Origin of the sequence: Bacillus sp. F19 (assembly GCA_023823795.1) — a bacterium.
GTDB lineage: Bacteria > Bacillota > Bacilli > Bacillales > Bacillaceae > Bacillus_P.
The window spans coordinates 1-18,430 of record CP085711.1; the positions used below are offsets into that span (position 1 = coordinate 1).

The window sequence follows — 18,430 nt, forward strand, 5'->3', positions numbered from 1 at the left end:
ATGACAAAGAGAAGTAACATCAGCAATAAAAAGGAGTTGTCACTAGAACAACGTGAAGAATTACTCAGAGCATTGAAAGCCCGTTTTGAGAAAAACATGCACCGCCATAAAGGTCTTGAATGGGCTAAAATCCAAGCAAAGCTGGATGCTAATACTGAAAAACTGTGGTCGCTCAATGAAATGGAAAGAACTGGAGGTGAACCGGATGTTGTTGGTCATGATAAAAAGAATGGCGAATACATTTTTTATGATTGTTCAGCGGAAAGTCCTAAAGGTCGCAGAAGTGTTTGTTACGACCGTGAAGGGTTGGAGTCAAGAAAAAAACATAAACCAGAAAATAACGCTATTGATATGGCAACTGCCATGGGCATTGAACTATTAACGGAAGAACAATATCGAGCGTTGCAGAAACTTGAAAATTTCGATATGAAAACGTCGAGTTGGGTGCAAACACCCTCTGATATTAGAGAACTCGGAGGTGCCCTTTTTTGCGATTGTCGCTTCGGGCACGTCTTCGTGTATCACAATGGAGCAGAATCCTACTATGCCGCCAGGGGTTTTCGTGGCTCGCTAAGGGTCTAAATTTTGCACAGACAGCTAAATTTGAATTTGAGAACGGATCACCTAAGGAAAAGCTTTAATTTCATTCTTCAACTATCGGGCGCTTTAATTAAATAAGGATTATAGAAATGATCAAATTTATAAAAGAATGATTCAATTGAATATATTAAGAGCATGTTTTGTTTTCAAAACACGCTCTTTCTTTTTGTTCAGGTTTATTAGTATCAATTTGATCAACCATTATTCTAAAGCTATATGAATGATGGATTGGTTGATGAGGTCTGTTAAGGTTTCAATTCCTTTTGGCAACAAATGGACACCGTCTTCTGCAAAATATTCTGGGTGGTCAATAGCTTCGGAATGCCAATCAACCAACGTAACATTCTCATACTCTTGAGATTTTTTATATAATGCTTGATTCACTTTGCCTTCCCATGAGCGCGGTACACGTGTATTGACTAAATAAATATGAGCCTGCGAGAAAGCACTGAGTAATGTGTCCATTTGATGATTAGTAAAATAACCATTTGTTCCCAGTTGAATGATGACTGCTTTATCCGGATGATTAAAATCTGCATAACCAGGGGCTAACTTGATAGCTTGTGAAACTTGTCTTCCAATTTTTGCATCAATCGTTATGTCAGGAAATAATTTTTGCAAGCTTGGAGCAATATCTATCATAACAGAATCTCCAATGGCCAGTATTCCCGTATACGGTTGATTTAGAGGTATATCATTTGTATCATTTTTCTCCTTTTGGGGTGTTTCTTTGTTCTGTTCGGTTCCTGGTTTAAATTCTTCGCCATGATCTTGATCGGAAGGATTTTTCTCAGATGCAGTGCTTTCCTGATTCGTATCGGTATCTTTACTGCCAGAAGACGCTTCACCATTTATTTTTACTTTAGCTGGATATGACGCCATTGCATCCTTTTGTTCTTCACCTTTTACCACACCCGTGATCCCGGTAATAAACACCAGAAGGACTAAAGGGATGAGCCCCGTTAATATTTTTCTGCCAAAAGAAAAGCTTCTCCACTTTATCCTATTGATGACAAAGCACCTCAGAAAAAATGATCGGAATCCATGTTTTCGAATCGGCATTTCAATAATACGATAAGACAGTTCCGCAATGATGAATGTAATGGCTAGTTGCAAACCGACACGCCAGTATGCAGGATTTCCTATTTCATAACCGGGAGTGCTCAACACGATCACTGGGTAATGCCAAAGGTAGATTCCGTAAGATCTTGTACCTATCCAGCGTAGAGGTTTCCAGGCGAGTAATTTCCCTAAAAAGCTTGCCGGATGACAAACACAAGCGATCAGGATCGCAGAATTCATACAAATCAGTAACATGCCTCCGTTGTACAAAAACACCTGATATTCATCTACAAACAATACGCAAAAAATGAAGATGACCAATGAAATGATACTTGTTATATTCAGTGAATTGTGAAGCTTGACAGAAAGCTTTTTGGACGAGAGTCTCTTCATTGGCCAAACAAGAGCCAACCAGCAGCCAATTAACAGTTCAAATGAACGGGTATCGGTTCCATAGTAAACACGACTCGGATCTGTCCCGGGTTCATAGAGCAGACCCATTAACATGGCAGAACAGATTGCACCGCTAAAGACATAAATCGCAAACTTGCTTTGCTTATTACATATGTAAAGACCAATTGCCAACACAATCGGCCAAATGATATAAAATTGCTCCTCTATTGCTAATGACCATAAATTCTTCAATGGTGAAGGGGAGCTAAAACTATCAAAATATGAAACTTCATGAAAGATAAACCACCAATTGCTTGTATAAAAAATAGAAGAGATTGCATCTCCTCTTACAGTATGAAGAAGTTCTCTGTTAAATAACGTCACCCAAACGATAGTAACCAAAATCATGAAATAGGCTGCCGGAAGTAGACGCTGCATCCGTCCAATCCAAAAATCACGCAAATTAATTGTAAATCGCTGTCCTTGTGCCGGCAACATGATAGACGTGATTAAGTATCCTGATAAAACAAAAAAGATATTTACTCCGAGGAACCCTCCTCTAGCCCAACTGAAGTTAAGATGGTAAGCAATAACAAATAGTACAGCTAAAGCTCTAAGTCCATCCAATCCATGGATATAACGGTGATTTTGTGTATTGCCTGACATAGTTTATTCCTCCAATAATCTGTACTGCTCCTCATGGTTGTCATGGTATTTAAAATTATGGGAGAGGAGCAAAAATCATTCCCATGAATAGACGTGACCATCCAATCATTTAGTTTCATAAAAATAGATAAAAAAATAATAATAACATACATTATTTTTTTGAAAGCAAACTTTATTATATTATTCAACATAGTTTGTTTAAAGAAATAGAATAGGGTGGTCTAATTGTCAAACCCAGAATTAAATTATTTTTAAGGTGGTCCGAATTCTGAAATATGCGAATGAAACTTTTTAATGACGTTTCTTCGTCTAAACTTCGAACAGCTTATAAAAATAAAGTATTTTGCAAAAAGGGGCTCTTTGAACTAATGAAGAAAAAAGATGTGAATGAACTATTCGTCACCTGTATAAATGATCACAAAGAGGATTTTTATCGTTTGGCGTTCAGTTATGTAAAAAATCAAGAGGATGCATTGGATATCGTCCAGGAATCAATAAAAAAAGCACTTATTTCTATTGAAACGATTCAAAAATCTGGATCGATCAAAAGTTGGTTTTATAAAATTGTCGTTCGTACGTCGATTGATTTTTTAAGAAAACAAAAGAAAATCACCTTTGTGGATGATCAAACGATTGAATTTTTAAGTCATGGAAAAATAGATGCATACAATGACATTGATCTTTTCAATGCTTTGAATGAATTACCCACTCAGTACAAAACCGTTATTATTCTTCGCTTTTTTGAAGATTTAAAATTGGAGGAAATCTCGGAAATTATGGATGAAAATATTAATACAGTGAAAACACGGCTTTACAGGGGATTAAAATTATTACGCATCATCATTACTGAGGAGGAATTAATATAATGGACAAGAAATTGGAAGCTTTAAGAAAAGAATATAAGAATACACCTATCCCAGATGAATTGGATTTCATCGTGAAAAAAGCCCTCAAGCAAAAAAAGAAAAGAAATGTGAACATGATGCAGCGTCTTGTTGGGGTCGGAGCAGCGGTGCTGATATTCATCACAGGAGTTAATGCGAGTCCAAACCTTGCAAATGCCTTATCAGAAGTGCCTATTGTTGGCTCGCTCGTTAAGGTGTTGACTTTTACAGAATTTAAAGTAGATGAGGGAACAGCCAAAACGGAAATAAAAGTACCTGCGATTACGAACATGGAAAATAAAACATTAGAATCCACCTTGAACAAAAAATACCTGGAAGCAAGTAAAAAACTGTACAATGATTTTATGGCGAAAATAGAGGAAGTAAAGAAGAATGGCGGAGGTCATTTGGGTGTAGAAAGCGGTTATGATGTCAAAACCGACAATGATCAAATTCTTGCTGTGGGCAGATATGTTGTAAGCACGGTGAATTCTTACTCAGAATATACCTATGATACGATCGACAAGAAACATGAACTTTTGATAACCTTGCCGAGTTTATTTAAAGATGATAGCTATATGAACCTGATAAACGAAAATATAAAGGAACAGATGAGGCGTCAAATGGAAAGAGACCCCGACAAGTTTTATTGGTTGGATGATGAAATGGGCTTTAAAACCATTGCCAAAGACCAAAGCTTTTATATTAACGATATAGGAAAACTTGTTATCGTATTTAATAAATACGAAGTCGCGCCAGGCTATATGGGCGTTTGTGAATTTACCATTCCGACCGATGTGATTGCCAATGTATTAGCCAGTAAAGAATATATCAAATAGCAGAATTATAACAAAAAATCAGGGTTTGATGCCCTGATTTTTCGTTAGTTAGGACAAATTAAAGGGCGCAATTCTTAAACAAGGAACTGTACCTTTTTTATCGTAATGAATTACTTATTACATATTTGACTGAAACTATGACAAAAAAAATAATCTGTTCATGCAAAGTATTAAAAGCGTCGTCTAAACAGTTCAGGATAAAATAAAACTAGACCGTCTGAATCCACCTCAATAATGGATTCAAATGGGGTAAAGTTTTCATTCCAATAAGAAGTAAATGTTTAATTTAACTATTCAACAATCGGGCGCTTTAAAGAGGTAACGAAAAAAGCCCAATTTCTTAATATTAATACTAAGAAATTGGGCTTTTTAATATTGGAATTTCTTAACGTTGTAAATCCGTATTTTCCTGACGCTACACTAGATGATTGGATATTTGGATATCATTTTTTGTGAGTCATTTGTCTTGTAAAATGGGGTTTTTCTTCCTTTGAATTTGCAACAATTATGGTCGTGTAAATACATTGATAAAAATGAGAAACTGTGGTATATTTATATAGTTACACCGATTATTTATTTTTTTATAAATTATCCCTATTTTAATTATACATCATAAAATCCTTTTCAGTCAACCCCTATTTTTATTTTTTTAAAGGAGTGTTTGACATGAACAAGGAACTTCGCCAGAAGCAAGAACGAGTGAACAGCGTAATTGGTTGATCAGATGAACAATTTTTGTCATATGATTCGTCTTGGTATTGAGCGATAAATGGGAGGGAAAGAAATGAAACCATATGTACTAGAGTTTCGGGAGATCGATAAAACGAGACAAATGGTGGTCGGTGGCAAAGGGATAAATTTGGGCGAATGTTCGAGGATTGAAGGAATACTTGTACCAGAGGGATTTTGTGTTACCACTGAGGCATATAAAAGAGTCACTGGGAAAAATGAGGAGCTTCATCAATTACTGGATCAACTAGCAGTTCAAAAAGTGGATGAACGAGAAAGAATTAGTGAAATTAGCAGGAAGATTCGTGAGCTGATTGAGGGGATCGAGATCGAGAAGGGGATCGAAGAAGATATCGATCGATGTCTCTTAACTTTTGGCTTCGAGCATGCATATGCTGTTCGTTCAAGTGCTACAGCCGAGGATCTTCCATTTGCCTCCTTTGCTGGTCAACAGGATACCTATCTAAACATCAAAGGAAAAGATGCAATATTGCGACACATCAGTAAATGTTGGGCTTCCCTATTTACTGATCGCGCAGTAATTTACCGAATCCAAAACGGATTTGATCACAGTCAAGTTTACCTATCCGTTATCATTCAAAGGATGATTTTTCCACAAGCTTCCGGAATACTATTTACAGCTGATCCAGTTACCTCAAACCGAAAGGTGCTGTCGATCGATGCTAGCTTTGGACTGGGTGAGGCGCTTGTCTCTGGCTTAGTGTCTGCGGACAATTATAAAGTGCGGGAAGATAAAATCGTCGATAAGATGATAGCAACCAAAAAATTGGCTATCTATGGACTAAAAGAAGGCGGAACAGAGACACAGCAGATCGATCCTGATCAGCAAAAGACTCAAACACTTACTGAACAACAAATTTTACAACTAGCACGCATAGGAAGACAGATCGAAGCTTATTTTGGTTGCCCACAAGATATCGAATGGTGTTTGGTTGATGATACATTTTATATTGTCCAGAGTCGGCCAATCACTACTTTATACCCGATCCCTGAAGCGAATGATGAAGAAAATCACGTTTACGTATCTGTCGGTCATCAACAAATGATGACCGATCCCATGAAACCACTGGGATTGTCTTTTTTCCTGTTAACAACAAATGCACCCATGCGTAAAGCTGGTGGAAGGTTATTTGTTGATATCACGCATAATCTGGCTTCGCCTGTCAGCAGAAAAACGATAATAGATACCTTGGGAAAATCCGATCCGCTCATAAAAGACGCACTCATGACCATCGTAGAGCGAGAAGATTTTATAAAATCGTCACCAGATGGTAAAAAAGTACCGGGTCCCAGTAAAAGCAATAAAGGTATATCGTCTTCGGGTTTTCAAGCACAAATCGAAAACGATCCGACAATCGTTTCTGATTTGATTAAGACTAGTCAAACATCGATAGAAGAGTTAAAACAAAACATCCAAACGAAATCAGGAGCGGATTTATTTGATTTTATTCTAGAAGATATCCAGCAATTAAAGAAGATTTTATTTGACCCACAAGGTTTTGGTGTGATTATGGCTGCTATGGATGCTTCATCATGGATCAATGAAAAAATGAACAAATGGTTAGGTGAAAAAAACGTAGCAGATAAGCTTTCTCAATCTGTACCAAACAATATTACTTCGGAAATGGGTCTGGCGCTATTGGATGTCGCAGATGTGATTCGTCCTTATCCAGAATTAATTGAATATTTACAACATGTAAAAGATGATAACTTTTTGGATGAACTGATTAAGTTTGATGGTGGACAGGAAACCCAAGACGCTATCTATGCTTATCTCAACAAATACGGAATGCGATGTGCTGGAGAAATCGATATTACTAAAACTCGTTGGAGTGAAAAACCAACTACACTTGTCCACATGATTCTCAATAACATCAAAGAATTTGAGCCTAATTCTGGCAATCGGAAATTTGAGCAAGGGCGACAGGAAGCTTGGAAAAAAGAACAAGAGTTATTAGATCGATTGAAGCAATTACCGGATGGTAAACGAAAAGCCAAAGAGACAAAACGAATGATCAGCCTAATACGGAATTTCATCGGTTATCGTGAATATCCAAAATACTTCATGATTAATCGCTACTTCGTTTATAAGCAGGCTTTACTGAAAGAAGCCGAACAACTCGTACAAGCCAGCGTTATTCATGAAAAAGAAGATATATACTATCTCACTTTTGAAGAACTTCACGAAGTCGTACGTACAAACAAACTGGATTACCAGATCATCAGCAAACGAAAAGACGAATACAAATTATATGAAAAACTAACTCCCCCACGTGTTATCACGTCTGATGGTGAAATTATTGCTGGTGAGTACAAACGAGAAAATCTCCCAGCCGAAGCTATTTTAGGTCTGCCTGTTTCTTCCGGAGTTATAGAGGGACGAGCACGTGTCATCTTAAACATGGAAGATACTGATTTAGAAGATGGAGATATATTAGTCACCTCCTTTACTGACCCTGGCTGGACACCATTATTTGTATCCATAAAAGGTCTAGTCACCGAAGTTGGTGGACTGATGACCCATGGAGCAGTTATCGCACGTGAATATGGCTTACCAGCAGTTGTCGGTGTGGAAAATGCTACGAAGATGATCAAGGATGGACAAAGGATCAGGGTGAATGGAACAGAAGGGTATATAGAAATACTATAATTCTTTACATTTAAATCATAAAAGAAGAGAATGCGAATTAGGAGAATCATTGACATCATGGTGCTTTACGGTCTATGTTAAGAACCCTGTCACTAGGACATATAAGGGGGAAGTGACTGAAGATCGATATTAATGTCTGTTAAGATTATCTTGAAATCGAGTCTTCTGTTAAAGGGCGCGTTTATTGAAGAACGCGTCTTTATTGATCCTGGTTGGACGCCATTATTTACTTCAGTGGTTGGACTCATAACAGAAGTCGGTGGAATGATTACTCACGGCTCCGTGGTTGCACGTGAATACGGTATTCCAGCAGTTGTTGGAATCGAAAAAGCAACGGAAATTATTAAAGATGGTGAATAAATACGAGTGGATGGAACTAATGGCTTCGTGCAAATATTGGACGGTGGTTCAAGTGAATAAATCAGTTATCTTTTTGGGGTTGCGTTAGACAGAATAACAGGAGTCGTTTGGTCACCAAATATTCTGGTTCTTCAAATAGGAAGAAGGAGAGTGATTGAACATGGATATTCAAGACGCAGTGAATATCGGGCATCGATTAGGGTCAGATTTACGGCAGGCCGGAATCAAGACTTTTGAAGAGCTTCAAAAAATAGGATTTCGTGAAGCATGTCGTTACGGGCTGTAGCGCCAGATAGAGACTGCACCCATTCGCTGCTTGCATTAGCAGGAGCAATTGAGGGTGTCCGTTGGACCCAGCTCCCGGTCGAAGTACGCAAGAGAGTAAAAATAGACGCGCTTAATGGGAATTTTGGAAAGCGATAATACATTGTTTTCATACATTCCACCCTCCAAATCAAAAGGTTGGCTCGGTTATGAAGAATAAAATTTATCATATGCCAGGGCAGCAGTATTATAATGTGGCAAAAGAGGAAGAGATGTTTTGTAGTAAGGAAGAGGCACAAAAAGCCGGGTATAGGCCTAGTAAGCGATAAAAGTATGAAAAACGCTTAGATTCGTTCAAGCGTTTTTTTATCGGAGTTTTCTAATAAAATCATGGCGAAATTCCAATACTAATAAAAAAGAGGTGATTTTAGTGGGAAAATGGAATAAACAGGCGGCATCGAATAATAATTTGCCATCAAACACAATCCGGTCATCTGAACTCCTGTTAGGTAAAAAAGCAGACCATGAATTTTCAGAGGAGCTGTCCGATGGCGCAGAAAGAAATCGAAACATTCAGACACTTAATAACAGTCCTAAATAGAAAAAGCTGATGCAACGGTGGCGATGAAATAATCGTCACCATGAACTTATTTTTGATGGCACAGTACATGATAAAGACACTTCGCTTCCAATTGGAATACCACTAATCTCATGTATTACTCTTTATGGCAAAATTAGAAAACTTAGTGAAAAGGATATCGATATTAAGGTTAAGTTAAGACATCTTGGCTACGGTACCTCTATTAATATAGGATGCATTCCCAAAGTGTGTTTATAAATTCTTATTAGAAGAATTTCCAGTCGGGCCACATATAAAATGCCTTATAAATAATATAGTTTATTAAATTATGACATTCATAGAGTGTCTTTTTGGATTTGAGTCAATATTTTGGACACTAAAAAGTTAAATCTTAAGCTGTATTCCTAATTCGATCTTCAATGGCTTGTGGGGTTTGATAGCCTAAGCTGCTGTGAATTCTTTTTCGGTTATACCAACCTTCAATGAATTGGAACATTGCTAATTTAGCTGTTTGATAGTCTAGATATTGTACGTGGTTGACTTCTTCCTTTTTTAATAAAGCATGAAAGGATTCAATACAGGCATTATCGTACGGGCAACCTTTCTGACTAAAGGATTGCTTAATATGATGGTTTTGGATATGTTGAGTAAACTCACTGCTTGTATATTGTGAGCCAAGATCTGTATGAAGAACTAAGCCCTCCGAGGGCTTTTGTGAAATGTGTGCGTTATTGAAAGCTTTTATGACCAGTTCTGTCGTCATTGAACGAGAAAATGAATACCCTACTATTTTCTTAGAATGAAGGTCCAATACCGAAGCTAAATAACACCATCCGTCTTTTAACGTGTGGATATACGTAATATCTGCTACCCATTTCTCATTAATGGTCTGAGTAGTGAAGTCTCGTTTTAGCAAATTATCCAATTGAATAACCTTTTCTATAGATGTATAGGGACGGTATTTTTTCTTAGTAATAGATCGAATTCTTGCCTTGCTCATTAAACGTTGAACACGCTTTAGACTTAGGGAAAACCCTTTGGTTAATAAGCTTTCATGAATCTTTGGAGCCCCATATCGTCCCTTGCTTTCCAGGTAAATGAGATGAATTTCCTTCGTGAGTTCTTGGTTTTCCTGTTCGCGATTTGATACGACTATTTGAAGGGACTGATAATGGCTGCTTCTTGGGATTTCTAGTATTTCACACATCCTCTGTACGGGGTATTGTTTCTTGTGTTCCTCAATAAATTCGGTAAGATCTGTCTCGGTTACTTTTTCGCGAATATGGCCATAGCCTTTTTTAAGATTTCAACTTCTTGCTTTAACCGAAGGTTTTCCTTCTGTATGGCGGCTAATTCCTTTGGAGTCATGGACTCTTCCCCTAAACCGATTGGAGTAAATTCTTTAACCCATTTATAAATGGTAACTTCTGATACGCCATATTCGCCGCTTAATTCTCTGACCGAATCACCCGAGTGATAAAGATCTACTATAGTCTTCTTGAATTCATTATTATATTTTTTACCTGTATTCTTACGTTCCAAGACGGACACATCCTCTCAAAAATCATTGTAAGGACTTAACTAAAAAGTGTCCATGAAACTATACTAACTCCATTTTTTATGTTTATTTTTTGATTAATTGTTCTTTGTAAAGTAATGGCAGTTAATTGAAGTTTATTACTCTATAAATAAACCATAATTAACAAATTAGATTTTCTCCTAATGAAATGGGTAACTTTAATTAGACAGACTTCCTCTTGTTCAACTAATGCATAAATGCACAAAAATGAACCTCCCTATAAAAGGAAAGTCCCTGGAATTGAATAATATATTTCATAATAAAAACCTCATTTAGATGCGTTACGGTAAAGCGTATCACAAGTTAAGCAAATAACAGCTTATGTATTTCCTTGTTATTCAGCAATCGGGCTCTATTATGCAATAACTAGATCAGATTTATACGACTTTATTGTTATATTTTTAAGTGTAGTGAAGTATTAATTTTAACCCCGTCCTGAAATCAGAACGGGGTTATGCATGTTTAAGGTTCTAAAATTAGATAACTTTATTGTCACTTTTCACAAATTCCTTCTTAACTGCTTCAGACTCCCTTTGTAATTATTTTGGTACCGACTGACAGCTTCGACTTGAACTTACTGATAATTTGGATTCCAGATACGCGCCTTATAAAAAGAACCACCCTTTAGTACACGCTTGTCTGATGGCAAGTAAAAATCAACGGTATCTGTAGTCCAGGAATATTTCGTGCCTGCCCTAGGCACTGCCAATACGACCTGACCTGAAGGCTGATTGCCTATGCTTTTGACAGATTTGCGACTAATCTCGCTGGCTCCCTCGTAATCTTCTAACCAAGCATTAGTCGACTTGCTGTATTGATAGACTTTCGTGTTCGAAGTTACCCACATTTTATCGGTGTCTCCATATACGGGAGACAAGTCATGCCCACCGAAAGTTGGAATACTGCTCCTGCTAATCTCTTCCAGTTGTGGATCTTCAGGTGTGCCTTTCACTTTGAGTGAAACCAAGTAGAGGTCACCCAACGCCCACAGTACTTCCCGTTCTGGATCCCATAATACGCCATGTGCACCTTGAAGATAATACTCGGTATACTTGGAAGAATCCGGTCCTTGTGAAGCAGTATAGACCCTAACAAAGTTCCCGTGACTTGATGCAGCAGCAATGTTTCCATCCGGCAACAGCTCCGCGGCATGCGGGTTGCCTCCTACATTGTGTCCCCATACCCGTTTTCCTGAAGGATATTTCACCATCGCTACCAATCCAGCTGAATCCGTCACAAGCATATATTTTCCGCCATTTTCCCCTTTACGGAGCTTTACACCGCTTGGTGTTCCCCATGCTGACGTCAGTTCTTCGAATCCGTTTTCTATAGTCGGAGCCCAAGACCATTTCAAGGCGTTTTTGTCGTTCCAATCACTCTTTTTCGTGTCGAAAACGAGAATTTGATCAGATTCTTGATCCGTAACCGCTACCCAATAATCGCTTTGCTTGTTATCCTCGGCATAAGCTTGTCCATAATTGGCACCGGACATGACCACTGATATACTTATCACTACCGCTACAACCAACACCAACTTTTTCCAATAATTGATCAACCATCATCTCTCCCTTTTCCTATTATGCTTTTATTTGGTATTCTCCCTGATGATACTCCGCCTTTGTTAAACGCATGTAAATACAGTCTAAATAATTTACAAATTCTGATTTTTCGAAGTAGCTGCAAACGAATTGAGCTACCGAGGACTTGAGTTTAAGAACGGGGGATATGCGGCAACTCCTTTTCATATTCAACAATAGGGCCATTTTCTTGAATAAGACTTCCAATCAAAAGTGAAAAATGGGATTTAGACTATAATTTTCTGATATTTCGAATTTCTAATATAAAAATAAAAAAACACTTGAACCTTACGTCGCGTAATGGGGTATCGTAAAGTTACCGGTAAAAATAATCGCGCGAAATGAGAGGATGACCATTAGACGCACAAAATATTGGAAAGTTGGAGATCTAGCAAAATTAACTGGATTAACGATTCGAACGTTACGATATTATGATCAAATCTGTTTGTTTCGCCATCCGGATATTCTGAATTCGGACACAGGTTGTATGTCGAAAATGACATTCTACGTTTACAGCAAATTCTTACGTTAAAAGACCTGGGTTTATCGCTCGACGAGATTAAATCTATTCTGGCTGATGACGATTACGATCCATTCGAAGTTGTTAAACTCCAGATAGATCGCCTTAAAGAAAACATCAGAAACCAGCAGAAGCTTTTAAAAGAATTACAAAATGTATCAAGCCTTATGCGAATGGAAGAACCTGTGACGGTTGAAGATTTTACACAACTATTAAGAATGATGAAAAAGAATCATGAAAACTATTTCACTGAACGGCGGAGAAGTATGGAACGCCACTTCGACCTGCTTGGGAACTTCCTTATCAAGCATCCTAATCAACCAGACCAGAGGAGGAAAAAATAATGAAGAAACGCTTTGTAACTCACGATACTTTTACGATTGAAAAGAATTATAATGTTTCACCTGAACGAGTGTTCACAGCCTGGTTGGACTCTGAAGAAAAGGCCCAGTGGTTTCAAAAGGCTGAGGAATTTGATTTTCGAGTCGACGGACGTGAGCGTAATATAGGTGGACCTCCAGGGGGACCAGTATTCACCCAAGATGCACGGTATTTAGAAATCGTTCCTGACCAGCGTATCGTCTATTCCTACACGATGGATATGGATGAAACACGGGTATCCGTATCCGTAACAACGGTAGAATTCAAGCCTGCAGAAGACGGGACCCAGTTGATTTTCACAGAGCAGGGTGCTTTTCTCGACGGTCATGATTCACCAGCCGATCGTTTACACGGAACGAAATTTTTGCTAGACAAACTTGGCGAGTATCTACAGAAAGAGTCAACAGTGGAGAAAAATCAATGACGAATGCTATGCAAGTCAAAGTCAAATTCATTTAAGAGGGGTGGACATGAACCAAAACAACGCAACAAACAAAATCGCAACGCAAGTAGGTGAACGCGAGATTGTGATCACCCGCGTATTTGATGCTCCACGCGATCTTGTGTTTGATGCCTGGACGAAAGAGGAGCACCTGTCGAAGTGGTGGGGACCTCGAGGTTTTACGACGACTTTTCAGAAGTTTGATATGAAACCGGGCGGTACATGGCAGTTTATCATGCACGGTCCTGATGGCGTTGATTATCCCAATACCAACGTCTTTGTCGCGGTCGTTAAACCCGAGCGAATCGTCATCAAACATGCTGTGTTTCCCCATTTTCTGGCGACAGCAATCTTTGAGGATCTGGATGGTATGACCAAACTCACTTATAGCACAGTTTTTGAAGAAAATGCCGCTGTATTCGATAAGGTGAAAACATATGCCGTCCCAGGTGCCGAACAGACCATGGATCGTCTTGAGGAGCATCTGGCAAGTATGTCTTAAAAGTAAGAGGCCAGCCTCGTATGGATGCCCCCGGTATCAGCTCGCTATAAAACGTCGATAAAACTTGACGTCTGGATGCTTCGGTAGTTGGTATCTTGTATCTGGGGTACCGCCAGGGTACCGCCAGCAAAACGCGGATTTACAACGTTAAGGATATTCCAGCATTAAAAATCCCAATCTCTCAGTGATATAAATGAGAAATTGGGATTTAATTATTCAACAAATGCGCCTAGTATTGGAAGTGTTAAAGAATATAAATTATCAAACCAACAAGTTAAAGATATTTCTAACTTAATAGCACTACATGGAACCGGCTGGGGGCTATTAGTAGCATTAGCAAAAAAATTCGCAAAAAGTCCTACATTAAATTCATCATAGAGGACAAATGACAATTCTTATGCGTCAGGCAGGTTTAGTTGTTCCAGGTCTTTATGGTCCATCAAAAGAGGAGTGAACTCAGATAGGCATGGAAGCAAATTAATTGAGGGTAACTAATAAAACAGGTATACAGTTCTTTTTTTGTTTAACTATTAGGTAGCATTCCTTTTAGAAAGAATAAGTAATTTTAACATTAATGGTAATGATCTTCAGCAATCGGGCGCTTATATCCTTTTTAATAGAATAAAAGGTTGAGTTAATCACCTAATTTTGAAATAATTGGTATTAAGCAATCGGCCATATAATGGAGTAAAAAATTAATCGTATTATATTGTTTATGTCGCTTTTATATACATATCCTACAAATCAGAACAGGATTTATCGGATTTCTGAATGATTATCTTGATATTATTCCATTATACCAGATAATATAAGTCAATACTTTTGTCTTAAAATAGTTTGAAAGGTCATGCTATTTTAAATGTAGGCAAGACAAAGAGGCTTGAGAAAACTCGAATGATTTTATAAAAAAACAACCATAATAAAAATAGGGATAAAAGGTGTGTAGCTAATGAACAAAGATAAGATCATTAGAACTTTTGATAAACAAGCAAAAATATATGAAAAGAGAAGAAGAAAACGGTCAGAAAGAAAATGGCGAGAAAAATTACTCTCATCTGCAAGAGGGAAAGTGCTGGAGGTAGCTGTTGGTGCGGGAGCAAACTTTCATTTTTATCCTCAAGGAGTAGAAGTGACAGCAATTGACTTCAGTGAGGGAATGTTAAAGAAAGCAAAAGAAGCTGCGATTGAAGAAGGTATAGAAGCCCAATTTATCCTTTCTGATGTTGAATCCCTTTCGTTTGAGGATAATTCATTTGATACGGTTATCTCTACATTATCGCTGTGTGGATATGAAGATCCTATGAAAATATTAAATTCATTTAATAAGTGGTGTAAACCTGACGGACAAATTCTTTTATTAGAACATGGAAAAAGCTCAAACTCTATGATTGGATACTTTCAAACGATGCTTAATCCACTTAATAGAAAGGTCGCAGGCTGCTATTTAAATCGTGATATGCTTCACATCGTTGAACACTCTAACATTCACATTGAGAGGATGGAACATTATCTGACTGGTGCGGTTCATTTAGTTTGGGCAAAACCGAATAAGCATATTTCAATACAATGATGTTATGGAAACATTGAACATAATGAAAAGAAATTAAGGCATTACACTGTAGTAATCATAACTGCTCAATAAAGAATAATTAGAGTTGTATTTGAACGAAAGGCTAGTAAGTTGTTATTCCATAAACAAGTGAAAGGATAATCCAACAGCTAGGTCTGGAACCGATAGGGAATTGATGTGTTTATTCAAGAATCGGGCGATTATCCAAAACAATGGATAGCGCCTTATTTAATGTAATAAAGTATAGAGTAAATCCTTTGATTTTGAGATGAATAATTTTCAAATAGGGGCAAAGGGAGCTAAGCTACGATATACCGCAAAGTAGCCTACAAAAAATGTATACATCTAAACCTCGCTGAATTCAACGAGGTTCTTCGTTAGCTGCTTTGGTTCACTTTTCGATATAAGGTCATTCGGGAAATTCCGGCTTTTTCAGTCGCTTCAGAGATCGTGGCTCCTTGATTAATTAGATATAGAGCATAATCAACCTTCTCTTGATCCACTTTAGGTCTTCCTAATGTTTTTCCTCGTCTTTTGGCTGCTACAATACCCTCTCTTGTTCTCTCAGCAATTAGATCTCGTTCAAACTGTGCAATTCCTGCAAATTAAAGTGAATAACATTTTTCCATGCGCGGACTTTGTATCGAGCCAAGCTTCGCATTTTTGTTAAGTAAGAAGCATGAGGCACCTGTTGGATTAAATTAAAGTTTGATCAAAGTTATTACGCTAACGGGTGAAGGTTATTTCAAGAAGGATGTATGCCACTTTTGTCGAAATTCAAACAATAGAGAAACAATTAAATGGTATTTAAGTGAAATAATCAATAGGTTACATAAGGGGTGTTCAAATGAAAGATTTCTATATAAATTTAGATAGGTACGCTGAATTGGCAGTTAAGGTTGGAGTTAACATCCAAAAAGGGCAGACGCTGGTTATTAAAACTACACTCAACTCAATTGAATTGGTTCGGTTAATTGTTAATAAAGCCTATGAGGCTGGAGCAGGAGACGTTGTAGTGGACTGGAGAGACGATATTGTTGATAGAATGCGTTTTGAGATGGCAAATGAAGAGGTATTTAAAACCTTATCATACTGGTATGCTAGAGAGAAAGAAGAACTAGCTGAAAAAGGAGCAGCTTTTATGCATATCGACTCTTCAAGCCCCGATTTTTTAAAGGGTATTCCAGTAGAAAGAGTTTCAAATTTTAATAAGGCTAAGGGAAAAGCAATGTATCCATATAGTCGATATGTACAGAAAGATAAGATTAGCTGGACGATGATAGCCAGTCCATCTGCTGATTGGGCTGCGAAAGTGTTCCCTGATGCTCCGAAAGAAAAACAGGTTGATTTATTATGGGATGCAATTTTTAGAGCAACTCGCTCAAATTTAGAGGATCCTGTTAAAGCATGGAAAGAACATGTTGAAAACCTACAAGAAAAAACTACTTATCTAAATAAAAAACGATATAAAATGTTGGTTTATGAAGCACCCGGTACTGAACTAACCGTGGAGCTTCCAAAAGGGCATGTCTGGATTGGAGCAAGGAACATAAACCCAGAAGGAATTGAGTTTATCTCAAATATCCCGGTTGAGGAAGTTTATACTGCTCCTCTTAAGACGGGTGTAAATGGATATGTCACCAGCACTAAGCCTCTTAGTTATGGTGGTAATATTATTGACGATTTCACTCTTACCTTTGAAAATGGAAGGATTATTAGTGTTGAGGCTAAAAAGGGGGAGGAGATTTTGAAAAACCTCATTGCAACTGATGAAGGATCTTCTTATCTCGGTGAAGTGGCCCTTGTTCCCTTTAACTCACCTATTTCTCAGTCAAATGTTTTGTTCTTTAAAACGCTATTTGATGAAAATGCTTCGAACCACCTTGCTATTGGCAGCCCATATTCAATTTGTCTTGAAGGTGGTAAAACAATGACCTCAGAGGAGCTTGTGAAGAATGGGTTCAATGAGAGTACAACACATGTTGATTTTATGATTGGTTCTGCTGATATGGACATCGACGGTATAACTTCTGACGGAACAAGAGAAGCAATTTTCCGTAAAGGAAACTGGGCATAGGTAACAATCAACACCTAGTTTAGAAATTTCTTATGGAACTAAAGGGTGTGACAATTGAAGATGTTTACAGATGGTATGAACTATTATGCATCTATATTAGATGAATAATATTGATGTAACGGGGATGATTGTTCAATTAGTTCAGTCTCTTTTTTACTAACAGGGCAGGGTAGATTAATATGGTTTTTATTGTTGTAATATTCACATTGTTATTAACCATACAGTATAAAACATTCAGGGGGAGATTTATATGCCATTAAAAGTAGGAGATATAATTACGTTTGAACGGACTTTTACAGTAAGGGATGTTGAATTATTTACTGAGATTTCAGGTGATGAAGGGATTCATCATATAACCCCAGATGAACAGGGAAGACTTGTAATTCAAGGGTTATTAACGGCAACTCTGCCAACAAAAGTAGCTGGAGATAATAACGTACTGGCTCGTAGTACGAATTTTGAGTTTTTAAGACCTGTGTTTACGGGAGATACAATAATATGTGAAGTTAAAATTGAAAAATACGAAATGCAAGAAAATAATAGAACAGCTTTTATTGCATCCTTTTTATGTAAAAATCAGAATGAAAAAGAAGTATTGAAAGGGGATGTTTCAGGAGTAATACTTTAAATTCTTTAAACTTTCTTCAACTAGTGCGTTAGTGAAAGAAGAATTTAGTCATTTTAGGGCTGAAGCCAACTTTTAGTTATTCCATTAAAGGGCGCTTATCCAGTAT

General features: G+C 37.6%; 15 protein-coding genes and 3 pseudogenes. 14 read left to right on the forward strand and 4 right to left on the reverse strand.

Features of this window, described 5'->3' with window-relative positions:
• The gene (locus tag LIT25_26050) at window positions 1-582 is read left to right on the forward strand and encodes a DUF4256 domain-containing protein (GenBank protein USK36612.1); all 582 of its coding nucleotides are present in this window, start codon (window positions 1-3) and stop codon (window positions 580-582) included.
• Between the two features lie 219 nt (window positions 583-801).
• On the opposite strand, the gene LIT25_26055 is transcribed toward LIT25_26050, so the two are convergent.
• Window positions 802-2,721 carry an acetyltransferase gene (locus tag LIT25_26055; GenBank protein ID USK36613.1) on the reverse strand — a complete coding sequence of 640 codons (1,920 nt, stop codon included), beginning with the start codon at window positions 2,719-2,721 and terminating at the stop codon, window positions 802-804.
• Window positions 2,722-3,089: 368 nt separating this feature from the next.
• Between LIT25_26055 and LIT25_26060 the strand changes: the two genes are divergently transcribed.
• From LIT25_26060 to LIT25_26085, 6 genes are all read left to right on the forward strand, one after another.
• On the forward strand, window positions 3,090-3,587 hold the full coding sequence (locus LIT25_26060; GenBank protein USK36614.1) for an RNA polymerase sigma factor: 498 nt from the start codon (window positions 3,090-3,092) through the stop codon (window positions 3,585-3,587).
• Window positions 3,587-4,444 (forward strand): DUF3298 and DUF4163 domain-containing protein, encoded by an 858-nt coding sequence (locus LIT25_26065; GenBank protein USK36615.1) that lies wholly within the window; start codon window positions 3,587-3,589, stop codon window positions 4,442-4,444. The genes LIT25_26060 and LIT25_26065 overlap by 1 nt, the downstream gene beginning before the upstream one ends.
• A 784-nt stretch (window positions 4,445-5,228) precedes the next feature.
• Window positions 5,229-7,844: a phosphoenolpyruvate synthase gene (gene ppsA / locus LIT25_26070; protein USK36616.1), complete on the forward strand. Its 2,616-nt coding sequence runs from the start codon at window positions 5,229-5,231 to the stop codon at window positions 7,842-7,844.
• Window positions 7,845-7,976: 132 nt separating this feature from the next.
• Complete coding sequence (locus LIT25_26075) at window positions 7,977-8,204, forward strand: hypothetical protein (GenBank protein ID USK36617.1); 228 nt, start codon at window positions 7,977-7,979, stop codon at window positions 8,202-8,204.
• A 160-nt stretch (window positions 8,205-8,364) separates the two neighbouring features.
• Window positions 8,365-8,490 carry a TfoX/Sxy family protein gene (locus tag LIT25_26080; protein USK36618.1) on the forward strand — a complete coding sequence of 42 codons (126 nt, stop codon included), beginning with the start codon at window positions 8,365-8,367 and terminating at the stop codon, window positions 8,488-8,490.
• A 408-nt stretch (window positions 8,491-8,898) separates the two neighbouring features.
• Complete coding sequence (locus LIT25_26085) at window positions 8,899-9,069, forward strand: hypothetical protein (GenBank protein USK36619.1); 171 nt, start codon at window positions 8,899-8,901, stop codon at window positions 9,067-9,069.
• A gap of 370 nt (window positions 9,070-9,439) precedes the next feature.
• Here LIT25_26085 and LIT25_26090 read toward each other — a convergent pair.
• Both LIT25_26090 and LIT25_26095 read right to left on the reverse strand, forming a co-directional pair.
• Window positions 9,440-10,590, reverse strand: a protein-coding gene (locus LIT25_26090) for an IS3 family transposase (protein ID USK36620.1) whose coding sequence is annotated in 2 segments (ribosomal slippage) — window positions 9,440-10,353 and window positions 10,353-10,590 — 1,152 coding nt in all. Because the reading frame shifts where the segments join, the coding sequence is not laid out codon by codon here.
• Window positions 10,591-11,201: 611 nt separating this feature from the next.
• Window positions 11,202-12,158: a DUF6528 family protein gene (locus LIT25_26095; protein ID USK36766.1), complete on the reverse strand. Its 957-nt coding sequence runs from the start codon at window positions 12,156-12,158 to the stop codon at window positions 11,202-11,204.
• Between the two features lie 395 nt (window positions 12,159-12,553).
• Here LIT25_26095 and LIT25_26100 point away from each other — a divergent pair.
• From LIT25_26100 to LIT25_26120, 5 genes and pseudogenes are all read left to right on the forward strand, one after another.
• A pseudogene (locus LIT25_26100) lies at window positions 12,554-13,068 on the forward strand (MerR family transcriptional regulator).
• Complete coding sequence (locus LIT25_26105) at window positions 13,068-13,529, forward strand: SRPBCC family protein (GenBank protein ID USK36621.1); 462 nt, start codon at window positions 13,068-13,070, stop codon at window positions 13,527-13,529. Before LIT25_26100 ends, LIT25_26105 begins: the two are co-directional and overlap by 1 nt.
• 46 nt (window positions 13,530-13,575) lie before the next feature.
• Entirely contained in the window at window positions 13,576-14,049 is a 474-nt protein-coding gene (locus LIT25_26110) for an SRPBCC family protein (GenBank protein USK36622.1), read from the forward strand.
• A gap of 370 nt (window positions 14,050-14,419) precedes the next feature.
• Window positions 14,420-14,503 (forward strand): annotated as a pseudogene (locus tag LIT25_26115) (DinB family protein).
• A 495-nt stretch (window positions 14,504-14,998) separates the two neighbouring features.
• Entirely contained in the window at window positions 14,999-15,619 is a 621-nt protein-coding gene (locus LIT25_26120) for a class I SAM-dependent methyltransferase (protein USK36623.1), read from the forward strand.
• Window positions 15,620-15,996: 377 nt separating this feature from the next.
• Here LIT25_26120 and LIT25_26125 read toward each other — a convergent pair.
• Window positions 15,997-16,276 (reverse strand): annotated as a pseudogene (locus LIT25_26125) (recombinase family protein).
• 190 nt (window positions 16,277-16,466) lie between these two features.
• Between LIT25_26125 and LIT25_26130 the strand changes: the two are divergent.
• Window positions 16,467-17,696 carry an aminopeptidase gene (locus tag LIT25_26130; GenBank protein USK36624.1) on the forward strand — a complete coding sequence of 410 codons (1,230 nt, stop codon included), beginning with the start codon at window positions 16,467-16,469 and terminating at the stop codon, window positions 17,694-17,696.
• A gap of 250 nt (window positions 17,697-17,946) precedes the next feature.
• On the forward strand, window positions 17,947-18,324 hold the full coding sequence (locus LIT25_26135) for an enoyl-CoA hydratase (protein USK36625.1): 378 nt from the start codon (window positions 17,947-17,949) through the stop codon (window positions 18,322-18,324).
• Window positions 18,325-18,430 lie beyond the last annotated feature (106 nt).